This is a genomic window from Olsenella sp. AGMB03486 (assembly GCF_040884255.1).
GTDB classification, from domain to species: domain Bacteria; phylum Actinomycetota; class Coriobacteriia; order Coriobacteriales; family Atopobiaceae; genus Olsenella_L; species Olsenella_L kribbiana.
The window spans coordinates 1-20,938 of sequence record NZ_JBEVTM010000004.1 but is presented as its reverse complement, the minus strand read 5'-3'; the positions used below and the strand labels follow the sequence as shown (position 1 = coordinate 20,938).

Annotated in this window: 14 protein-coding genes; 13 read left to right on the top strand and 1 reads right to left on the bottom strand. The window is 58.1% G+C overall.

Annotated features, from left to right (window positions below; translation table 11 throughout):
* Nucleotides 1-7: 7 nt before the first annotated feature.
* Together ABVS03_RS02790 and ABVS03_RS02785 are read left to right on the top strand one after the other, a co-directional pair.
* Entirely contained in the window at nucleotides 8-1,405 is a 1,398-nt protein-coding gene (locus tag ABVS03_RS02790; protein ID WP_368017936.1) for a dicarboxylate/amino acid:cation symporter, read from the top strand.
* A 357-nt stretch (nucleotides 1,406-1,762) separates the two neighbouring features.
* A complete protein-coding gene (locus tag ABVS03_RS02785; protein WP_368017935.1) occupies nucleotides 1,763-2,491 on the top strand; it encodes a DeoR/GlpR family DNA-binding transcription regulator in 729 nt (242 codons plus the stop codon).
* 105 nt (nucleotides 2,492-2,596) lie between these two features.
* Here ABVS03_RS02785 and ABVS03_RS02780 read toward each other — a convergent pair whose 3' ends face one another.
* The gene (locus ABVS03_RS02780) at nucleotides 2,597-3,463 is read right to left on the bottom strand and encodes an EamA family transporter (protein WP_368017934.1); all 867 of its coding nucleotides are present in this window, start codon (nucleotides 3,461-3,463) and stop codon (nucleotides 2,597-2,599) included.
* A gap of 248 nt (nucleotides 3,464-3,711) precedes the next feature.
* Between ABVS03_RS02780 and ABVS03_RS02775 the strand changes: the two genes are divergently transcribed.
* The 11 genes from ABVS03_RS02775 (at nucleotide 3,712) to ABVS03_RS02725 (ending at nucleotide 20,785) form a co-directional block, all read left to right on the top strand.
* Complete coding sequence (locus tag ABVS03_RS02775; protein ID WP_368017933.1) at nucleotides 3,712-4,518, top strand: HAD family hydrolase; 807 nt, start codon at nucleotides 3,712-3,714, stop codon at nucleotides 4,516-4,518.
* 328 nt (nucleotides 4,519-4,846) lie between these two features.
* Entirely contained in the window at nucleotides 4,847-7,552 is a 2,706-nt protein-coding gene (adhE, locus tag ABVS03_RS02770) for a bifunctional acetaldehyde-CoA/alcohol dehydrogenase (RefSeq protein ID WP_368017932.1), read from the top strand.
* Nucleotides 7,553-7,592: 40 nt separating this feature from the next.
* Complete coding sequence (locus tag ABVS03_RS02765; RefSeq protein WP_368017931.1) at nucleotides 7,593-8,363, top strand: phosphotransferase family protein; 771 nt, start codon at nucleotides 7,593-7,595, stop codon at nucleotides 8,361-8,363.
* A gap of 1,016 nt (nucleotides 8,364-9,379) precedes the next feature.
* Complete coding sequence (locus tag ABVS03_RS02760) at nucleotides 9,380-12,028, top strand: DUF5979 domain-containing protein (protein ID WP_368017930.1); 2,649 nt, start codon at nucleotides 9,380-9,382, stop codon at nucleotides 12,026-12,028.
* The gene (locus ABVS03_RS02755; RefSeq protein ID WP_368017929.1) at nucleotides 12,015-13,682 is read left to right on the top strand and encodes a SpaA isopeptide-forming pilin-related protein; all 1,668 of its coding nucleotides are present in this window, start codon (nucleotides 12,015-12,017) and stop codon (nucleotides 13,680-13,682) included. The genes ABVS03_RS02760 and ABVS03_RS02755 overlap by 14 nt, the downstream gene beginning before the upstream one ends.
* Before the next feature lie 79 nt (nucleotides 13,683-13,761).
* Nucleotides 13,762-15,450, top strand: a complete 1,689-nt coding sequence (locus ABVS03_RS02750) for a SpaA isopeptide-forming pilin-related protein (RefSeq protein ID WP_368017928.1) — start codon at nucleotides 13,762-13,764, stop codon at nucleotides 15,448-15,450.
* A 75-nt stretch (nucleotides 15,451-15,525) separates the two neighbouring features.
* On the top strand, nucleotides 15,526-16,461 hold the full coding sequence (locus ABVS03_RS02745; protein ID WP_368017927.1) for a class C sortase: 936 nt from the start codon (nucleotides 15,526-15,528) through the stop codon (nucleotides 16,459-16,461).
* A 407-nt stretch (nucleotides 16,462-16,868) separates the two neighbouring features.
* On the top strand, nucleotides 16,869-18,089 hold the full coding sequence (locus tag ABVS03_RS02740) for an FAD-dependent oxidoreductase (RefSeq protein ID WP_368017926.1): 1,221 nt from the start codon (nucleotides 16,869-16,871) through the stop codon (nucleotides 18,087-18,089).
* Complete coding sequence (preA, locus tag ABVS03_RS02735) at nucleotides 18,089-19,333, top strand: NAD-dependent dihydropyrimidine dehydrogenase subunit PreA (RefSeq protein ID WP_368017925.1); 1,245 nt, start codon at nucleotides 18,089-18,091, stop codon at nucleotides 19,331-19,333. Before ABVS03_RS02740 ends, preA begins: the two co-directional genes overlap by 1 nt.
* On the top strand, nucleotides 19,333-19,806 hold the full coding sequence (locus tag ABVS03_RS02730) for a DUF1097 domain-containing protein (protein WP_368017924.1): 474 nt from the start codon (nucleotides 19,333-19,335) through the stop codon (nucleotides 19,804-19,806). The genes preA and ABVS03_RS02730 overlap by 1 nt, the downstream gene beginning before the upstream one ends.
* A 433-nt stretch (nucleotides 19,807-20,239) precedes the next feature.
* Nucleotides 20,240-20,785 (top strand): flavin reductase family protein, encoded by a 546-nt coding sequence (locus ABVS03_RS02725; protein ID WP_368017923.1) that lies wholly within the window; start codon nucleotides 20,240-20,242, stop codon nucleotides 20,783-20,785.
* The last annotated feature ends 153 nt before the right edge of the window (nucleotides 20,786-20,938 follow it).

Below are 20,938 nucleotides of genomic sequence, written 5' to 3'. Positions count from 1 at the left end.
AGGCAACATGAGTGACGACAAGGCCGGCGAACAGCAGGAAGCTTTGGCTGGATCGGCGAAGAGGAATGCTGGCCGCACCATAGTGAGGAAGATTTTCATTGCAGTGATTCTGGGCTTTATAGCCGGTGCGGCATGCCTTGCCCTGCGCCTTGCGCTGGGCGATGGCAGTCCCGCGTGGAATGCGCTGAACAAGTTCCTGTTCATAGATATCACCACCGAAGAAGGAATCAGCGGAATCGGGCTCTTCTATATAGTGGGGCAGCTCTTCATGCACTCTCTGCAGGCTGCCATCGTTCCGCTGGTGCTGACATCGCTGTCGCTTGCTCTGTGCAGCCTTGCAGATCCGAAGAAGCTCAGCAGCATCGCGGTGAAGACGGTAACGGTCTTCCTCAGCTTCTATGCGGCGACGGCCATCCTTGCCTCGCTGATTGCGTATGCGGTCAAGTCGGCTGGAGGGTTCACGGTCACGCTTCCTGATGGACAGGCTGCAGAGCTTTCAACCATCAATGCATACAATCCGCTCACGACAATCATCGATATCATTCCAAGCAACATGCTGTCGGCTTTTTCGTCCAACAATTCCATCCTGGCAGTCTGCTTCATTGCTATCGTGCTCGGCATCTGCATGTCGCGTATGGGGACTGCCGCGAAGCCCCTGAAAGATGTTCTCGGCAACATCAACGATATCATCAACACTTGTCTTTCCTTTGTGATCAACCGCTGCGCTCCGTTTGCAATCTTCTGCATGATCACCCGTGGGCTTGCACTGTATGGCATCGAATACCTCCGTCCGACCATCGTCTGGATGGCCACGACCATTGTCGGATGCATCGGCCTTCTCTTCATCATCTATCCGATTGGCATCCTGCTCTCGACGCATCTCAATCCGATTCCGTTCATGCGGAAGACAGCGAAGATTGCGCTCTTCGGTGCAGCGACGCAGTCTTCGGCAGCCACGCTTCCGCTCAACATGAAGACCTGCATGGAAGAGCTTGGGTGTCCTGAAGAGGTGACGAGCTTCGTGATGCCTACAGGCATGACGGTCCATATGAACGGCACCACGGCCATGCAGATCATTGCCGTGACCTTCATCGCCACTGCGGCTGGTCTCGATATGACCCCGAGCATGCTTGTGGTCGCAGCCCTGATCTCGATCTCCTGCGCATTCGGCACACCTCCCATTCCTGCTGCAGGGACGACCCTCGTCTATGTTGTCATGCTGGGCATCGGCCTGAATACGCCGCTGTGCATGACGTGCTATTCGCTCGTGCTGGCCATGAACTATCTGCCTGGAATGGCAGTCATGCCCATGAATGTTGTAGGAGATGCGGCAACGAACGTGATCGTGAGCTTCAAGGAAGGGCTGCTTGACCGGAAGAGATACATGGACAGACAGGCAGGATGAATTCTGCCGAAAATGTAGTCCAATCGCACAAGAGAGCGCGGCTGAATGGATAAGAATAGGGCGGAGCCAGGCGCTTTCCTGGATCCGTCCGATCTTTCATAAATGCAGGCATCTGCATCGTGCTTGCGGCTCCCGATGTGGCATCTGCGTCGTCGGCTCATGGAAGATCTGGCAGAAGAAGAGAGTGTCCCAAAAAGAGCATTGCTGACAGCAAGGAGAACAAGGCGGCAGTTTAGATACTATGCATGATGTCTGCTTCGTGTTCAGGCAGCTGATACTGTGAGCTGTTTCAGCTGCCCAGGAGTACTGTATGAGTGTGGAGTTGGAGATATGAGAGCATCAGAGCGCCAAGAGCAGATGAAGCAGTATATACATTCTGCGAATCGCGTGAGCGTTGCAGAGCTCAGCGGACAATGGGGCGTCACTGAAGAGACCGTGCGGCGCGATCTGGACAAGCTTGAAGCGCAAGGCTATGTGACCCGCATTCATGGTGGCGCTATCTGGAACAGCGTCGATCGGGGCGGCGTCCACTTCCTCCGTCGTCAGCAGAGCCATGCAAAAGAGAAAAGCTGCATAGCGATGAAGGCAGCGGAAATCATCAGGCTCTCGGAGACCGTTATTGCCGATGCCAGCTCCACTGTTCTGGAAGCGCTCAAGGCTGTCGGAGATGATTCCCAGCTTACCGTGATAACCAATTCGGCGAAGATTTGCGATGGCAGCTTCGAACCGGCCTACAACCTCATCTGTACCGGTGGCGCCTACAATTGGAAATCGCTGTCGTTCCAGGGCGAATCGGCCATCGAGAGCATCCGGAAATATCATGTCGATCTTGCAATACTGAGCTGCAAAGCCCTGGATATCGAGCGCGGGGTCATGGATTCCTATGAGAGCGAGGCTGTCGTCAAGCGGGTGATGAAGATGCAGGCAAACCAGGTTGCCATCCTGGCTGACCACGCAAAATTCGACAAGGTGGCCCTGCTGAAGCTGATGGAGCTCGACGATATCTCCTATATCATCACCGACCAGAAGCCTTCGGATGCATGGATCGGCCTCTGCAGCGACAGAGGAATCAATCTGGTGTATTGATGCTGCTCATACGCCTGGTCCTGTGCGGCAAGATTCGAGATTCAGGGCGTCTTGAGGAGCGTGCTGCCATGCCATGCTGTCTGATGGCCGGCAGGAGGGGCGCTGCTATCTCGCGACTGCCATGGCTATCGTGCTTGTCACGATCAGGGCAAGGCCGGTGAGTGAGCGCTTCGTATAGGTCTCATGGAAGACGGCGGCAGAGAATGCCATAGCGACAAGAATCGAGAGCTTGTCGATCGGCACGACGATCGAGACGATGCCGGTCTGGATTGCATAGTAGTAGCAGAGCCAGGAAGCGCCCGTAGCAAGGCCGGATGCACAGATGAAGCCGAGCTCGCCCTTCTCGATGTGGCGCACTTCGCCGAGCTTTCCTTTCAGGGCCACGACGATCCATGCCATGACCAGTACATAGCAGGTGCGGATGGCTGTGGCGAGGTTCGACTCGACGCCTTCGATGCCGACCTTCGCAAGAATGGATGTGAGGGCTGCAAAGACGGCAGATCCCACGGCGTACCAGATCCAGGAATTGCCTTCGACAGCGTGGTCCTGCTTCTTGCGCTCGATCATGAGGAAGGTGCCTATCAAAATGCCGGCAGAGCCCATGAGCTTCACGGCGAGGGCATCGGTCTCGCCGAAGAGGACGATAGCAAGAAGGATGGTAAGGACAGCCGAGCACTTGTCGATCGGCACGACCTTGTTGACATCACCCATGGAAAGCGCTTTGAAGTAGCAGATCCAGGAGGCACCTGTCGCCATTCCCGAAAGTGCAAGGAAGAGCATCGAGTGGGCAGAGATGGATCCGATTGTCGAGATGGAGCCGACGAGCGCTGCCATGAGCCAGGCAAAGAGAAGCACGACGACCGTGCGCACGGCGGTGGCGACGTCCGAGTCCGTATGGCGGATGCCGCACTTGGCGAGGATGGAAGTGATGCCGGCAAAGAGTGCCGATGCGCAGGCTGCAAGGATCCACATGGCAGATTCCTTCCTGTCGATCTATTATTAGGAACTATTATCATCATAGATCCAGAAGGACGGAAGGGAAGCGTCTTTCTGGAAGATATTGCTGAGACGGCAGCAATATCTTGGACAGGCTTCTGTCTTGTGTCGGTCAGCTTCGGATAACGGGTCCATCAGCCGACGGAAGGTTGCAGAAGGCAGGCATCTGGGCGTGCTATGGTAGCCTGTAGGCACTGACACAACCAGCTGGCTGGGAGGGATACATGATAAAGCTTGTCGCTACTGATATGGACGGAACGCTCCTCGATGAGAATTCCCAGGTCCCGCCCGAGACCTTCAAGATCATCCGCGAGCTCAGGGAGCAGGGCGTCCATTTCTGCGTAAGCTCAGGCAGGCGCTATTCGACGCTCAGATGGTTCTTCGCACCGGTCGCTGACGAGATCGACTATGTGGCAGCGCTTGGCGCCCAGGTCTTTGCTGATGGGCGCTTCCTCGACCGCGAGGTCTTCTCCACGAGAGGGATCCTTCGCCTCTTCCGCACCTGCCAGGCATTCGATGAGCTCCATCTTGTGCTCTATGACTGGGAGCATACCTTCCTGCTCGACGACCAGTCGAGCTATGTGAAGGAGCTCGACAAGGATCTGCCGAATGCGCAGCGTCTCTTCGATCCGCCTTCGCCTGATATCTCCATCATCAAGGCAGCTGTCTGCTGCGAGCGTCCCTCCGAGATCATGGACATGGTCTATGTGCTCGAGCGCGAGCTCGGCGATATCTTCACGTTCATGCCGTCAGGCAATACCTGGATCGATGTGATGCCCAAGGACATCTCGAAGGCAACAGGTCTCGAAGCCGTACTGTCCTATTACGGCATCGACTCTTCTGAGGTCCTTGCCTTCGGCGACTCCATGAACGACTACGCGATACTTCGTGCGGTGGGACATCCCTATGTGATGGGGAATGCCCGCTACGCCGTGAAGCAGATTGCCGAGCGCGTCATCGGCACGAACAGGGAACATGCCGTGCAGGCGGAGCTCCACGCGCTGGTACAAGAGCTGTCCGCGGAAGATTAGCACGTGCTGCATCCGTGCGGAAGCGCATCGGAAACGTTTTCGGCAAACGGCTGCAACAGATAAAACGCTTTGTCTCCGGGCTAATAATATAAATGAATGCATATAGCAGTGGATATATGCATACTAATAATCAATTGGCCCGTTTCCTTGATTATCGTCAAGGAAAGACAATAAATCGAAGATTATTTATAATGCATCGATGGATGGCTGCAGAGCACCTGCATCTATCCTGTCCTGTATGCCTGCGCTGGGAAGCTGGGTGGGGATTCATGCTTTCCGGTGCATCACGCAAGTGGAGCTACACCCGTACAAAGCAAAGGAGTAACGGATGTCACAGGAAAGCATCATCGACAGTGTAGAGACGCTGGAGGCCCATCTGAAGACGATGCGTGCCGCTCAGGCTGAATTCGCGACGTTCAGCCAGGAGCAGGTCGACAAGATCTTCAAGGCCGCCGCTCTCGCTGCCAACAAGGCGCGCATTCCTCTGGCGCAGCTGGCCTACGATGAGACCGGCTACGGCGTCATGGAGGACAAGGTCGTCAAGAACCACTACGCCGCCGAGTTCGTCTACAACAAGTACAAGGACACGAAGACCTGTGGCGTCATCGAGCGCGATCCTGCGTTCGGAATGACGAAGGTCGCAGAGCCGCTCGGTGTCGTGGCTGCTGTCATCCCGACGACGAACCCGACCTCCACGGCCATCTTCAAGACCCTGATCTGCCTGAAGACGCGCAATGCCATCCTGATCTCTCCGCACCCGCGTGCAAAGAAGTGCACGACCGAGGCTGCACGCATCGTCCGCGATGCTGCAGAGGCAGCAGGATGCCCGAAGGGTATCATCGACTGGGTCAGCGTGCCTTCCATCGAGCTCACGAACACGCTCATGCAGGAAGCTGACATCATCCTCGCGACCGGTGGCCCGGGCATGGTCAATGCTGCCTACTCCTCCGGCACGCCGGCTCTGGGCGTCGGCCCGGGCAACAACCCTGCCATCATCGACGACACGGCAAACGTCGTGGACTCCGTCAGCTCCATCATGCATTCCAAGACCTTCGACAACGGCATGATCTGCGCTACCGAGCAGAACGTGATCGTGCTCGACGGCGTGTATGACGCGGTGAAGGCTGAGTTCCAGAAGAGGGGCGCCTACTTCCTGAATCCGGAAGAGGCAGACAAGGTCGGCAACATCGTCATCGTCAACGGCGGCGTCAATGCCAAGATGGTCGGCCAGCCAGCAACGAAGATTGCTGCTGCTGCAGGCGTCGAGGTTCCTGCCTGGACGAAGATCCTGATCGGCGAGACCGACTCCGTCGAGCCCTCCAACCCCTGGGCACATGAGAAGCTCACGACGATCCTCGGCATGTATCGCGCCAAGGACTTCGACGATGCCCTTGCCAAGGCTTCCCGTCTCATCGCTGACGGCGGCTACGGCCACACCTCTTCGCTCTTCATCGACACGCGCGAGACCGAGAAGGTCGAGAAGCACTACAACGCGATGAAGACCTGCCGTATCCTCATCAACACCCCGGCTTCGCTCGGCGGCATCGGCGACATCTACAACTTCGAGCTGGCACCTTCCCTGACGCTGGGCTGCGGCTCCTGGGGCGGCAACTCCTTCTCCGGGAACCTCGATATCCACCAGCTGCTCAATGTCAAGTCGGTCGCAGAGAGGCGCGAGAACATGCTCTGGTTCAGGACTCCCGAGAAGGTCTACTTCAAGAAGGGCTGCATGCCGGTCGCTCTGCGCGAGCTCAAGGAAGTCTACGGCTGCAAGCGTGCCTTCATCGTCACCGACTCCTTCCTCTACACCTCCGGCTTCACCAAGAAGATCGAGAAGCCGCTCGACGAGATGGGCATCACCCACTCCAGCTTCTGGAGCATCTCTCCTGACCCGAAGCTGCAGGACGCCGAGAAGGGCGAGGAGCTCCTCCGTGCCTTCCAGCCTGACGTGATCATTGCAATCGGCGGCGGCTCCGCCATGGACGCCGGCAAGATCATGTGGACCATGTATGAGCATCCCGAAGAGAAGTTCGACGATATGGCTGTCGACTTCATGGATATCCGCAAGCGTGTCTACCGCTTCAAGAAGATGGGCGAGAAGGCAAAGTTCGTCGCAATCCCGACCTCCTCTGGTACCGGCTCCGAGGTCACGCCGTTCGCAATCATCACGGACGCCGAGACCGGCATCAAGTGGCCTATCACGGACTACGAGCTCATGCCGACGATGTCGATCGTCGATACCGACAACATGATGACGCAGCCGAAGGGCCTCACCTCCGCTTCCGGCATCGATGTCCTCACCCATGCCATGGAGGCCTATGTCTCCATCATGGCATCGGACTACACCGACGCTATCGCCCTCAAGGCCGCAAAGCTCGTCTTCGACTGGCTGCCGAAGGCCTATGCGGAGCCCACGAATGTCGAGGCCCGCGACCACATGGCCAACGCCTCCTGCCTCGCCGGCATGGCATTCGCCAACGCCTTCCTTGGCCTCAACCACTCGATGGCACACAAGCTTGGTGCCTATCATCACATCCCGCACGGCTGGGCCAACGCTGTCATCCTCACCCGTGTCGCCCGCTACAACGCTGCTGAGCGTCCGACCCGCATGGGCACGTTCTCCCAGTACCAGTATCCGCATGCCAAGGCGCGCTACGCCGAGATGGGCCGCTTCTGCGGATTCACCGGCAAGGACGACGACGAGGTGTTCGAGAACTTCATGAAGGGCATCGAGGACCTCAAGGACTTCATCGGCGTCAAGAAGACCATCGCCGAGTACGGCGTGGACGAGAAGTACTTCCTCGACACGCTTGACGAGATGTCGCTCAACGCCTTCAACGACCAGTGCACTGGTGCGAACCCGCGCTACCCGCTCGTGGCAGAGATCAAGAGCATGTACCTCGATGCCTACTATGGCCGTCCTGCGACGTCCTATGAGGACGAGGGTCTCGAGATCCGCGAAGAGATGAAGGAGACGCCTGCTCCGGGCCAGGTCGAGGCCGAAGAGGCAGCAGACGAGAAGAAGTCCGAGTAGCAGCTGGGTCAAAGCATTTTCCGAGAGGAAGAAGGAAAACATGAAGCTTTCCGATGATAAGGTCGAGCTTGCCCGCCGTCACAACAAGGTCGTCTACAAGGACGGCGACCGTACCGTCAAGGTCTTCGTTCCGACGAAGCCCGACATCGACATCTTCCGCGAGGCCCTGAACCTCGCCCGCATTGCGACCGCTGGCCTCAACACGCCGAAGGTCCTCGAGGTCTCCCAGGTGATGGATGGCTCCTGGGCTCTGTCCATGGTGTACCATCCGGGCACCACGCTCCACGAGATGATGGTCGAGGCCAAGGGTACGCCGAAGTTCGACGAGCTCCTGCAGCTCTTCGTCGATCTTCAGATCAAGGTGCAGAAGACGCCTGCTCCTGCCGCACTCACGGCTCAGGGAGACAAGCTCGTCCGCATGATTGCCCGCGTCAAGGATCTCGATCCTTCCGTGCGCTATGACCTCCAGATGAAGGCCGACCGCATGAAGCGCGGCTTTGCCATCTGCCACGGCGACTTCAATCCGACGAATGTCGTTATCGGCGAAGGCGAGCCGTTCATCTGCGACTGGACGCATGTGACCGTGGGCCTGCCCGAGGCTGACGCAGCAATGACATACATGCTGCTGAAGCTCGAGTTCCCCGAGGCCGCAGACAAGTACCTCGACCTCTATTCTGTGACGGCAGATGTGCCGAAGCAGAAGATCATGTACTGGCTGCCGGTTGTTGCGGCAGCCGAGCTTTCCCGTGGCCGCAAGGGCAACGAGGAGTTCCTCAAGAGCTGGATCGACGCAGCGAGCGACTACGAATAAAGCTCACAAGGCAAGAGCATTGTCCAGGAGGCGTCTTCCGAAAGGAGGACGCCTCCGTTTTTTTGCCGCTCTCCTGTTTGCCGGGCGTGCGTATGGCAACTGCTGCCTTGAAGCCTATCTGGCACAGTGCCGGCTTCGGGCTTCTTCCGCTGTACATCCTGTCCATCAAACGTCGCTGTCTGGTACAGACCTTCGGTGGTGCCCCCAAACTGCAGATAGGGCGTATCTGAGCATGCCTGCCGTCTTGATGTCTGCCAGCCCCTTCGCTTGTCTGGCTGCAGAACATCGGAGAGACGGGAAGTGATGCTCATGTGACAGCAGCGACACTACAGAGAGATGCAACTAAACAGTAATTGATTTAGAAAATAATAAAATGAGATGAATCAAGTATTTAGAAGAGATTCAAGAAATGCTGCAGACTGCTTTTCAGATACACTCTTTCAGCATCCTTGCATCTCGTGGGCCATTGCAGGCGTGTCTTGGGTTCCGGTCCTGTGCAGACCGAGAGGCATCATTTCAGCGGACGGAAAGCGAGATCGGACAAATCCGATTCTGTAAGCTTCTTTCTTTTCATCCTGACAAGCAGGTGTCCGCGTTCATATGAGTGCGGCGTCAGAGCGTCTCAAGACAGGGAATGCCTGCATGAATGCTGTCAATCTGAAAAGGCTGTCCAGAACTTATGGCTGAGATTTCAGAACAGATGTTGCCCAGATTCTTTCAGGATACTGTATCTGCCGAGTTCGTGGAGCTGTCTCCATAGGAAGAAATGGACTCAGAAACCTGAAAATATGTGACAGTTATGCCAACATTTGTAGAGACAGCATGAATAACAGCTGCTGCCCGCACAATTCCAAGCTCGATTATAGGAATATTCATAACGATAAGTGCTACTAAATAGTTCTCAAAACTAAGGGATAGCGATTGGCACAGATTAGGACGGATAGATGAAATTGGGGAGAGGGAGCGGCATTGCTCTTATTGCAGCAATGTGCGCCATTGTTCTGGCATTGTTCCTGGTGCCTATACGTACCTTTGCGGGCGAGGAAAGCGCAGCGGAGACTGCGGCATCGGCAGATGCCACCGTCACGCCATCCGCAGACGATAGTGCAGGGACTGCCGGCAGCTCAACAGACAGCACGTCTGCCAAAGCAGCCGCAGGCACTTCGTCTGCATCAGAAACGGCAGGTGCCAGCCCTTCTTCCTCTTCAGCATCTTCTGATACGTCGTCCTCTTCGAGCGCTTCCGCAAGCTCTGAGAGCACCAGCTCATCTGCTGCAGGGCAGAGCAGCTCTGACAGCGCTGCAACGGCACTTGCTGCACAGATTCTGGCATCGCCCCTGACTGCGACAGGTGGCATCACAATCCAATACGACACAGCTACCGACATTCATTATGTAGCGGATCCCGAAAGCGCCAACGGCCGCATCATCCTCTACTGCATGAACAACTCGTCGCACTGGCCGCATACCACGCCGACCATTCCGACCGTGCCTTCCTATATCGAAGGCTACCTGACGCCGGATAAATTCAAGTCCCAGGCAGAGTACGAAGCCTGCATGAACAAGCTTCTCGCTATCCTCTATGCCGGCTATCCCTACAACGGCCTGAACATGTATACAATCGTCGACTCGACCACGGGCATCTCCGAGGACGCCTTCAACGCCCTGCTCAACCCGCCAAGCTGGATCAGGACCGACTTCCCCGACTCCATCGGTGACACGGTGTTCTCCTACAGCGACTACCCGGACAATACCGAAAACCTCAATAAGCTTATGCAGTTTGTGAACGAAGAGCTGACTTACTACATGAAAGGCACTACGACCCCCTCCGGCCACACGTCGGCGGAGATCCGCGCCACGCCCTTCTACCAGGCGGCAGTCGCTATGGCCTATGCTCCCTGGTACGACAAGACGCCGCTCGAGATATACAACAAGAACCATTCAGATGCCAATGCGGTAACAGAGGCTGAGGCATACGAGGCCACCCAGTATGCCATCTGGGCAGTGCTCGGCGACTACGGCATCGAGAACAATACGCTCAACTCGAAGAGCGGCGAGGTCACGCAGAAGGCGCTCGCCGTCAAGCTGCTCAACTCTGCGATTGCCGACCAGGTCCTGCGCGCCGAGCCTGACGAGGCCGATGTCACGGTCTCCGGCGACAGCCAGTTCGCCTACGATCCCGAGTACGGGGTATGGAAGACGGGCACGCTCTCGGTGACAGAAGGCGAGAACTACCATGGCCTGTACACGCTCACGCTCCCCTCGGGCGTGTCGGCTCACCTGCTCGACGGCACCCCGGTCTCGACAGTGTCCGCCGGCACGAGCTTCTACCTCGTTTCGACGACGAAGCCTACGGCGACCGATATGAAGATCACGGTGAGCGACACGCTCACCTGGCTGCAGGAATATCGCCAGTACTCGCCCAACCCCGATACCTACACCGCCTCCGACGGCAAGAACTTCCAGCACATGATCGGCGCTGTCATCAAGCAGAAGCAGGTGAACGCCACGCTGAAGCTCTCGCCTGCAAACGAGGGCAGCCTCACCGTTTCCAAGTCGGTGGTGGGGGAGACGGACTCCGCAACCGAATTCACCTTCACGGTCACGCTGGACAATACGAACATCAACGGGAAATACGGGAACATGACGTTCATGAATGGCGTGGCAAACGTCACTCTGAAGAATGGCGAATCTGCGATGGCCGAGCATCTGCCTGCAGGGACGACCTATGGGGTTGTCGAAACCCCGAATTCAGACTACTCGTCTGCCACGACTGGCGGTAGTGGCGAGATTGCGAAGGACGCAACCGCTACGGCCATCTTCACCAACACCCGCCTCTACAAGCTTACAGTGAGCAAGACTGTCTCGGGCCAGGCGGCAGATGCCTCGCAGGTCTTTACCTTCACGGTCACGCTGAAGGGCGCAGACGGAAATCCGCTTTCCGGCACGTATGCCTATACCGGTGCAACGACGTCAGATTCTGGTGCCACAGCTCCTGCAGATGGCACGATCACGTTTAACGAAAACGGCGTGGGAAAGGTCAGCCTGAGCAGTGGCCAGCAGGTCACGATCGGAGGCATCCCTTCCGGCAGCAGCTATACGGTGGAAGAAGCCACAAGCAATGAAGACAATGCCCTGAAATACGATGTCACGTCCACCGGATCGTCAGGCGCGCTGTCTGCTGATGCAACCGCTGCTTTCACCAATACAGTACAGGTGGGCACTCTCTCGGTGACCAAGCATGTGGAGGGTGAAGTGAACTCCACGAGGAATTTCACCTTTACGGTGAAGCTTGGCGGATCGGGTGCAAACCTCACAGGAACATACGGCGATATGGAATTCTCCAACGGAGAGGCAACCTTCACGCTTGCTGACGGCCAGACCAAAACCGCATCGAATCTGCCGGCAGGTGCTACCTATACAGTGACCGAGGAGCTGAACAATAGCTACACCACCACTTCCGAGAATGCGGAAGGCACGATTGCAAAGGATGTGACGTCTCAGGCAAGCTTCACCAACACGCGCAGCATGTCATCGCTTCCTCTCACCGGATCTGATGGAGTGGGGCCGACCTACCTTGCGGGCATCGCCGTGCTTGCTGGCGCGGCCGTCTGGATGCATATCCGCCGCCATGCTTCTGCGAAGGGCGGTGATGGCCGTGACTAGGAAGAACCGCTTCACTGCAATCAGGCGCAGCCTCGTCCTGGCTGCCGTCACAGCTTTCGCGCTCCTTCTCGCTATGCCTGCTCCTGCATATGCATCGGACGCGGGAAACCTGACCGTCAATGCTGCCGATGGCTCAGCGACTGAATTTGTCGCCTACCAGATCTTCGCGGGCGATGTGGCAGACAGCACTAACGGCGCGAAGACTGTCGCAAACATCGCGTGGGCAACCGAAGCAGCTGCCTCGGCTGTCCCCGCGGCAATCCAGAGTGTCAATCCGTCCGTGCGTGCCGAGAGCGTCGCAGATGCAAACGATGCTGCAGAATGGATCAGAAACAATGTCCAGAGCGGCTCTGCTTCTGCCCAGGGTTTTGTTCCCAACGCAATCGCTTCCGCTCTTATGCAGACGGCAGCTGAGAGGGAGACCCTTGAAGCGGGCGTGTCCAAGCCTCTGAGCGCAGGCTATTGGATTGTCGCGAGCAGGGATTCGAGCGTCGGCCAGGACCAGTCTGGGACTTCTGCCATCCTTGTGGTGGTTGGCGGCTCCGATGTGACGGTTGCTGCCAAGTCCGGCGTACCGACAGTGGAAAAGCAGGTGCTCGAGGACTCGGATGATGTCTGGCAGAAGCAGGCGGACGCCACAGCAGGAGACGACCTTTACTGGCGTCTCGATGCGACGGTGCCTTCCATCCTCTCGAGCTATACCTCCTACAAGATCGTCTTCGACGACACGCTTGGCGCAGGCCTTGCCGAGCCTTCCGATATCCATGTCTACCTTGCTTCTGCAGCCGCAGACGTGTGGGAGACAGGTCTTGAGGTTTCCGAAGGCTGGACAGAGCTCGACGATGGGGAATACACACCTACCTATACGCCTGCAGCAGATGGCGGAAGCTTCAAGGTTGCGCTCGATCTGATGGAGGCTGTCAAGGCCCATGCAATCGATGCTTCCCAAGGAGTTCGTGTTGTCGTCATCTACAGTGCGCCTCTGAGCGCATCTCTTGGGACCGGCCTGGAGAACGGCAGTGTGAACACTGTCACGCTCATCTATCCGAAGTCGACCTATTCGACCGAGACGACCACTACCCAGGAATCCAAGGCGGTTGCCTATAGCTGGAATCTCATCCTCACGAAATGCGATGCAGATGACGGCACGCCGCTTTCTGGAGCGGTGCTGAGGATCAGGGACGACAGGGGACGCTATCTGGCCCCGGATGGCACCTGGTCTTCTGACGAGGCAACGGTCACGACCGGGAGCGACGGTATGATCTGTGCCAAAGGTGTCGATGCAGGCACCTTCACAGTGGAGGAGGTCTCGGCACCGGCGGGATACCAGGCATTTGCTGGGACGCGGACCATCACGCTTGCGGTTCCTTATGAGCCGGACCAGATTGTGTCTGGCCCTGCCACGAGGAACTCAGCTGAAGCCGAGCTCTCTGCAGAATCTCCGCTCAAAGCGTCTGGCTTCGATAGCGCGAGCGGCATAGCTACGGTATCGGTGCCCAATGCACATGAAGAAACTTCCATTCTTGAGAAGCTTGGCCTTCCCGACATGAGCGATCTGAACCCTTCCGGCCTTGCTCTGGGGCTTGTGGTCCTAGGAGCAGCCATTCTGATAGCAGCAGGCGTTCTCAGAAGAAGAGGGGGAGACAGGCACTAGGCACAGATGCGTGATGCAGGAAGCATCATGTGATTGCAGACAGATATTGATCCGCGTACAGAAAAATATGGAGGACACTATGAAGCAGCACACAAGCATTGCCGCAAAGGCCATAGCAGCAGGCCTGAGCTTTGCGTTGACGATGGGGAGCGTGGCAGCACCGGTCACGATCGCACTGGCAGATGATACAGGCACTTCTGCGAGCGGCACCACGACGACCACGGACAGCCAGACGGACTCTGTGACCATCGAGAAGAACGCTAACAACACCTCCGATGCCACGACGACGGTCGGCTATCAGATCTTCAAGGCCGATGTTGTGGACAACGGGTCATCGAAGACCGCCTCGAATATCGCCTGGGCAAGCGACGAGGTCGCAACCGTGGTCAATGCCCAGATCAAAGCGCTCGACAGCTCCTATACGGGAACGACGGCCCAGGAAGCCGCAGACTATCTGGCGACGCATCTTCCTGCGGAAGGAAGCTCCGGTACGGACACGATCATCGAGAGCGGGAAGCTCTATTCCAATATCGCTAACGCCCTGCGTGCTGACACGAGCCTGACCCCGACGACGCTCACGATTGGTGAGGCGAAAGTCCTCTCCCCAGGCTACTGGCTCTTCTTGACCAATAGCGATTCGACCAACAACGGCACCAACCAGGTGGGCACCGCTCCCATCTATGCGGTGGTAGGCGGCAGCGCCCTCACCATTTCGCCCAAGTCCGATCTTCCTAAGGTGACCAAGGAAGTGAAGAACGATGCAGCGGGTGCCGGCTGGAGCAACGTCGCCGATTCCCAGGTAGGCCAGAACCTGCAGTACCGTCTGAGCGGTACGGTCGCTGATGCACTGCCCAGCTACAGAACCTACTACTACAAGTTCACCGATACCCTTTCTGCTGGCCTTACTGCCGATAGCTCGACTGTTAAGGTCACGGTGAACACCAACGGCACAGACTATACGGTTGCGTCAACTTCGTATACGACGTCGCTTGATTCCAACGACAACGGTACGAGCACGCTCGGGGTGGAGTTCGCCAACCTCAAGAGCCTGACAGACACCTCCGGTGCAACGATTCCGGTGAATGCAGGCACCCATGTGTATGTGACCTATAACGCCAAGCTCGACACAGCCAAGGCGTACAAGGTGGCGAGCGAGTACAATGACAACTCCGTCAAGCTCACCTACTCCAACAACCCCGGTACCGACAGCAGGGGCGATTCCACGCCGGCGAGCGTGCGCGACTACACCTACAAGCTCAATCTGGTGAAGGTCGACAGCTCGCAGCAGAGCACGAAGCTTTCCGGCGCGAAGTTCACCATCCAGGCAACGAAGCCCGATGAGGGTACCGGTACGCAGTACGTGCAGTCTGACGGCACCCTGGGCGACGACCCTTACGTATTCACGACAGGCGACGACGGCTCCATTTCCGTGTCTGGCCTCGATGTGGGCACCTACACGGTGGTCGAGACTCAGGCTCCGGATGGCTACAACACGGTACCGAGCTTCGATTTCTCGATTACGGCTACCTACGAGAATGGCGCACTCACCAAGGTCGGTGCGAGCACCACGAACGCCACCGCTGCCGACGCCTCGGTGGGCAGCGATAACGCCGTCACCGTCACCGTCAAGGACAAGGCGGGCATGAGCCTGCCTCTTACCGGCCAGGCGGGCGTGACCCTTACCTGGGTTGCCGGCGGTGTCGTCCTTGCCTTCGGTATCACGCACCTTGTGCGTTCCCGCAAGCGTGACGAGAACAGCGCTGAGTAGCATCTGCCCTGCACGTTATTCATGCTCTGGCAGGCCCCGCATTGCGGGGCCTGTTCTTTGAGAAGGTGAGATCGTTTGGGAAAAGGTGAGGGAAAGAAGAGAGCCCGGCGCAGACTGCCGCGCTGGGCAGACCGGCTCATCACGGCTCTGGTGATCCTTTTTGGTGTCGGCCTTCTTGTGTGGCCGTGGGTGGTCGATTACTTCGAAAGCCAGGGCGTTGGCGCTACGATCTCGAAGGTCACAGCCGAGGTCGATGCGCTTCCTGCTGACCAGAAGCAGTGGTATCTCCAGCAGGCACAGAGCTACAATACCGTGCTTGCCGGAGATGCGCCTTCGATACCCGAGGACGATATCGTTTCCTATGGCCAGCAGCTCACCTATGAGAACGACCCCATGATGAGCTGGATCGAGATTCCCTCGATCAATGTCAGCATGCCGATCTATCACGGCACCTCCGATGCGGTCCTGATGGCAGGCGTGGGACATCTTGAGGGCTCGAGCCTGCCTGTCGGGGGCGCATCGACGCATACGGTCCTTACGGCACACTCCGGCATGCGGAACCTCAGGATGTTCGACGATATCCACGAGCTCGAGGAAGGCGACATCGTCCTGCTGCATACGATGGGAGATGTCCTGGCCTACCGTGTCACCTCTTCGGAGGTGGTCTGGCCCGATGAGACCTCATCGCTTGCCATCCAGCCAGGCCAGGATCTCCTGACGCTTGTTACCTGCACGCCCTACGGCGTGAACGACCATCGGCTTCTGGTCCATTGCGTGAGGACCGACTATTCGCAGGAGGAAGCACAGGAAGCATCAATGCTTCAGAACAGGCACTGGGGTGCCCGCGAATGGGCTGTCCTTATCGTGGCCGTTGCCGCCGCTGCCCTTGTCCTCGATATCGTTGTCTACCGTCTCCGCAAGAAGGCAAAGCTCAAGAAGAAAGCACAGGATCAGGGACCATCCGGCAGCGATGGGCCAGACATCCTTTTGCCTGGACAGAAGAAGAGATAGGAAGCGAAGGCCCGCCATCCGTGCGGGCCTTCTTTGCTGCTGGAGGCCATTCTGCGAACCTGTGCCGGAGCGTCTTATACCGTTCATGGAATCGAGAGGATATCTTCGCTGGCTTGCTGAAACGCTGTCCAAGAACATGGCCATAGCCCCTGCAATCTGCAAAGGCGCAGCTCATGGCTGCAATGGATGCTGAGTGTCTGTGACGGACACTGCGTTGAATGTCTATGGATGCGTGTACATCTTTCTGGCATGGACAGCAGTTCATTGCATAACCGTTTACAGAGAATTATCAAAAGATATCTGAATAGTTACTAAGGTGAGAACTCCCTGCTGAGGGCTCTGCATTTTCGGGGGAAGGGCAGAGCTGGCAGGGAGTTTTCTGCACGATGTGGAGAGGAAGAGAGAATATGGCTACTCCCTATACCGAAGAGCTCGGCCAGGCCTATACCGGCGTGACCGTAGCCCAGGAGGCAGCACGCTGCCTCCTCTGCCATGACGCGCCCTGCTCGAAGGGGTGCCCGGCAGGCACCGATCCTGCACGCTTCATCAGGAGCGTGCGCTTCAGGAACTTCAAGGGCGCTGCAGCAACCATCCGCAGCAACAATGCGCTTGGCGCTGTCTGCGCACGTGTGTGCCCGACAGAGCGCACCTGCGAGCTTGCCTGCTCGCGCACCGGCATCGACAAGCCGATCGATATCGGCGGCATCCAGCGCTTCGTCTGCGACTTCGAGGAATCCTGTGACATGGAGGTCCTTGCTGCTGGCGAGGCGAACGGAAAGTCGGTTGCTGTCGTGGGTTCGGGCCCTGCTGGCCTTCAGGCAGCAGCATCGCTTCGGGTTCTTGGCTATGCGGTCGATATCTATGAGGCAGAAAAGGTAGCAGGCGGTGTCCTTCGCTATGGCATCCCCGAGTACCGCCTTCCGAATGCCGTGGTCGACAGCGAGGTCGCACGCATCGAGAGGCTGGGTGCTCACTTCCATCTGAACACGAAGGTCGGCCAGGATATCACGCTCGATGAGCTCAAGAGCACGCATGATGCCGTGCTGGTCTGCGTCGGCTACTCCGAGCCCAAGATGCTTTCCGCTTTCGAGGGCAACGAGGCAGCAGAGACGGCGGTGCATTTCCTGCACAGGGTCAAGGAGTCGGCAGGCACGCTCTCCCTGCCCAAGAGCGTTCTGGTGATCGGTGGCGGAGACTCCGCTATGGATGCCGCCACGTCGGCCAAGAAGGCGGGCGTCCCCTATGTCACGGTCGTCTGCCGCAAGTTCCTGACGGCGTTCCGCGCCTCCAAGGCAGAGCTCGAGGCTGCGCAGCGTGCAGGCGTCACGATCATCGATGGCTATGCGCCTGAGAGCGTGGATGGCCATACCGTGACCTTCCGCCACCGCGAGGCAGATGCCAGCTTCACCTGCACGGCTGACCTTATCGTTCTGGCTGTTGGCCAGAAGGCAGATGCTTCGGGCCTCCAGCTTGACCTCACGTCCGACGCACAAGGAAACACGACTCAAGATCCTCAGGTCTTCGTCGCGGGCGATATCGTCTCGGGCGACAAGACGGTCGTCAATGCCGTGCGCTGCGCCAAGCAGGCCGTGGCCGCGATCGATGCATATCTGGGAGGGGAGCGCTGATGGCTGTGAAGGATCTTTCCATCGACTTTCTGGGAGTCCACTTCGACAATCCGTTCTGCCTGGCTTCTTCGCCGGTAGGCAACTGCTATGAGATGTGCCGCAAGGCCTATCAGGCAGGCTGGGGCGGCGTCTACTTCAAATCGGTAGCCCCTGCCTCCTTTGTTATCAATGAGGTGTCTCCGCGCTTCGATACCCTCAAGAAGGAGGGCACGGATTTCGTCGGCTTCAAGAACATGGAGCAGACCTCGGAGCGCCCCTTCGAGGATTCCATGGCTGACATGGCGCGCCTCAAGAAGGAGTTCCCGAACAAAGTGCTGATTGCCTCCATTATGGGTCCGACCGAGGCTGACTGGACCGAGCTGGCACGCCGCGCCACCGCGACCGGTGCCGACATGCTCGAGCTCAACTTCTCCTGCCCGCAGATGACGACACACGCGATGGGCTCCGATGTGGGCACGAATCCCGAGCTCTGCGAGAAGTATGTCGCTGCTGCCAAGCGGGGCACGAATCTGCCGATCGTCGCGAAGATGACGCCCAACATCACCGATATGGTGCCGTCTGCAGAGGCTGCGCTCAGAGGAGGCGCCGCGGGCATCTCCGCCATCAATACCGTGAAGTCCATCGCCAATCTCGACCTCCAGAACTTGGTGGGCATGCCGATGATCGACGGGAAGTCCTCGGTCTCGGGATATTCGGGCAAGGCCGTGAAGCCAATCGCCCTGCGCTTTGTGAACGAGCTCTACAAGCGCATTCCCGGTGTCCAGATTTCCGGCATCGGCGGCATTGAGACCTGGGAGGATGCTGCAGAGTTCATCCTTCTGGGTGCCCGCAATCTCCAGGTCTGCACTGCTATCATGGAGTATGGCTACCGCATCATCGACGATCTGACGAGTGGCCTTGCCTATTACATGAAGGAGCGCGGCGTCGACCATCTGGAAGATCTGGTCGGGCTTGCCTCAGAAAACATGCTGCCGGCAGAGGAGCTTGACCGCAGCTACAAGGTCTATCCCGCCTTCGATATGGACAAGTGCGTCGGGTGCGGCCGCTGCTACGTGTCCTGCTATGATGGCGCGCATCAGGCACTTGCGTGGGATGAGGAGAAGAGGCGCCCGGTGCTGGACCGCGAGCGCTGCGTCGGCTGCCATCTCTGCGCCCTCGTCTGCCCTGCACATGCCATCTCCAAGGGCGATGTCGTGATCAAGCCGGGATTTGCCGGAGATCCGGCTGCCAAGAAGGTGTGCTGATGGGCCGTGCGCAGTCTCTGGCGATAGCGCTTCTCTGCACTGCGTGGATGGCAATAGGGCCAGCAGCAGGCCTTGTCGGCTGGGCAGGCTTTGCCGGCTGCACCGCCTACTTCACGAGCCCCAGAAAGGGCGCAGACGGCCTGCCGATGCTCTTTGCCAGCGTCGGCAGCGGCAGCCTCTTTGCCTTCATATCGCTTCTTCTGGGCAGCCTTGCCGGATCGGGCGTCCTTGGGTATGCGGTCGGACTTGGAATGACGTGCGTGACGACCTATCTCATGTGCGCCGATGCCCGCTTCGATATCCTCGGCTTCATCTCGGGTGCCTTCATAGGATCGTTCTCCACCTTCGCGGCAGGCGGATCTCCCATGGTTGTGCCGTCTCTTGCGGCAGGCATCCTGCTCGGCCTTGCCTGCGACAAGGCAGGACAGGCAGCAGCGCACAGAGCTGAGAACAGGAAGGTCCAGAGCCGGTAGACACAAGCCACCGACGTCACCATCTGTCTCTTTGGGCAGGCAGTCTCCCTGTGAGGCTGCCTGCCCTGGCATAAGAGGGGAAGCAGCCTCTTGGCCCGGAGATGCTCTGCACGCAGGAATGGCACAGGAGCCAGGCAGCTGGTATGCCCCCTGCATCGATTGCATCAGGGTGTCTGCCCAGAGCGTGCCGCTGGAGCTGTCCCTGCGGTTTTAGGCGATGGGAAAAGATGGGGACAGCGGTGCGGCAAGCACAAGGTTCTCTCAGCGCTTCGCAAGCGCCCGGCAGGCTCAGATCCCAAGCATCTCAAGCGGATGCCAACAGCAGGCGTTTGCTGCGGCATCTGCTCAGTCCTGCCATCTTGTGGACGCCGGCAAGTTGTGGCGGATGACAGGGTAGAACCTACGCAGTGACGTATTGGGAGAAAGGATGTCTATGGCTAACAAGCGCAAGGTGGAATGGCAGGACTTTGCATCGGATATCGTGAGGGCAATCCCGCGGGGCGTGCTTCTCACGACAAAGGCTGACGGCAAGGTCAATACGATGACCATCGGATGGGGGACGATCGGCACGAACTGGTCGGCGCCGGTCTTCGAGGCCTATATCCGCACGAGCCGCTATACGGCCCAGATGCTCGAGCGCAATCCCGAGTTCACGGTCAATGTGCCGCTCACCGGCTTCGACAGGAAGATTGTCGGCATCTGCGGCAGCTGCCATGGCAACGAGGTGGACAAGGTCGAGAAAGCAAGACTCACGCTTGTCGACTCCGACGAGGTGAGCGTGCCGGGCATAGCGGAGCTTCCGCTCACGCTCGAGTGCAGGGTCATCTACCGCCAGGTGCAGGATCTTGCGCTCTATCCTGAAGATATCGCAGGCAGGTTCTATCCGCAGGATGTGGACTCTTCGGCTACCGGCTCCAACTGCAATCCTCACATCATGGTCTTTGGCCAGATCGTAGGCTCCTACCTGATCGAGAACTAGCCTCCCAGCTCTTCTGTTCCTCTGCCGGGGCTGCCGCTGTGGCAGCCTCGGCATGCTTTTGCACCGTCATGCGTCCGGATTGATGAGGACCGGGCATTGCTGTATCCGGGATTCTGTCTGCAGATACGGTCCCGCATCCTTCTGGGGGGACCT

Excerpts from the sequence above, each read along its gene's own strand:
- adhE (WP_368017932.1), top strand. The coding sequence starts at position 4,847 with ATGTCACAGGAAAGCATCATCGACAGTGTAGAGACGCTGGAGGCCCAT.
- ABVS03_RS02765 (WP_368017931.1), top strand. The coding sequence starts at position 7,593 with ATGAAGCTTTCCGATGATAAGGTCGAGCTTGCCCGCCGTCACAACAAG.
- ABVS03_RS02775 (WP_368017933.1), top strand. The coding sequence starts at position 3,712 with ATGATAAAGCTTGTCGCTACTGATATGGACGGAACGCTCCTCGATGAG.
- ABVS03_RS02790 (WP_368017936.1), top strand. The coding sequence starts at position 8 with ATGAGTGACGACAAGGCCGGCGAACAGCAGGAAGCTTTGGCTGGATCG.
- ABVS03_RS02725 (WP_368017923.1), top strand. The coding sequence starts at position 20,240 with ATGGCTAACAAGCGCAAGGTGGAATGGCAGGACTTTGCATCGGATATC.
- ABVS03_RS02755 (WP_368017929.1), top strand. The coding sequence starts at position 12,015 with ATGGCCGTGACTAGGAAGAACCGCTTCACTGCAATCAGGCGCAGCCTC.
- ABVS03_RS02730 (WP_368017924.1), top strand. The coding sequence starts at position 19,333 with ATGGGCCGTGCGCAGTCTCTGGCGATAGCGCTTCTCTGCACTGCGTGG.
- preA (WP_368017925.1), top strand. The coding sequence starts at position 18,089 with ATGGCTGTGAAGGATCTTTCCATCGACTTTCTGGGAGTCCACTTCGAC.
- ABVS03_RS02785 (WP_368017935.1), top strand. The coding sequence starts at position 1,763 with ATGAAGCAGTATATACATTCTGCGAATCGCGTGAGCGTTGCAGAGCTC.
- ABVS03_RS02750 (WP_368017928.1), top strand. The coding sequence starts at position 13,762 with ATGAAGCAGCACACAAGCATTGCCGCAAAGGCCATAGCAGCAGGCCTG.
- ABVS03_RS02740 (WP_368017926.1), top strand. The coding sequence starts at position 16,869 with ATGGCTACTCCCTATACCGAAGAGCTCGGCCAGGCCTATACCGGCGTG.
- ABVS03_RS02780 (WP_368017934.1), bottom strand. The coding sequence starts at position 3,463 with ATGTGGATCCTTGCAGCCTGCGCATCGGCACTCTTTGCCGGCATCACT.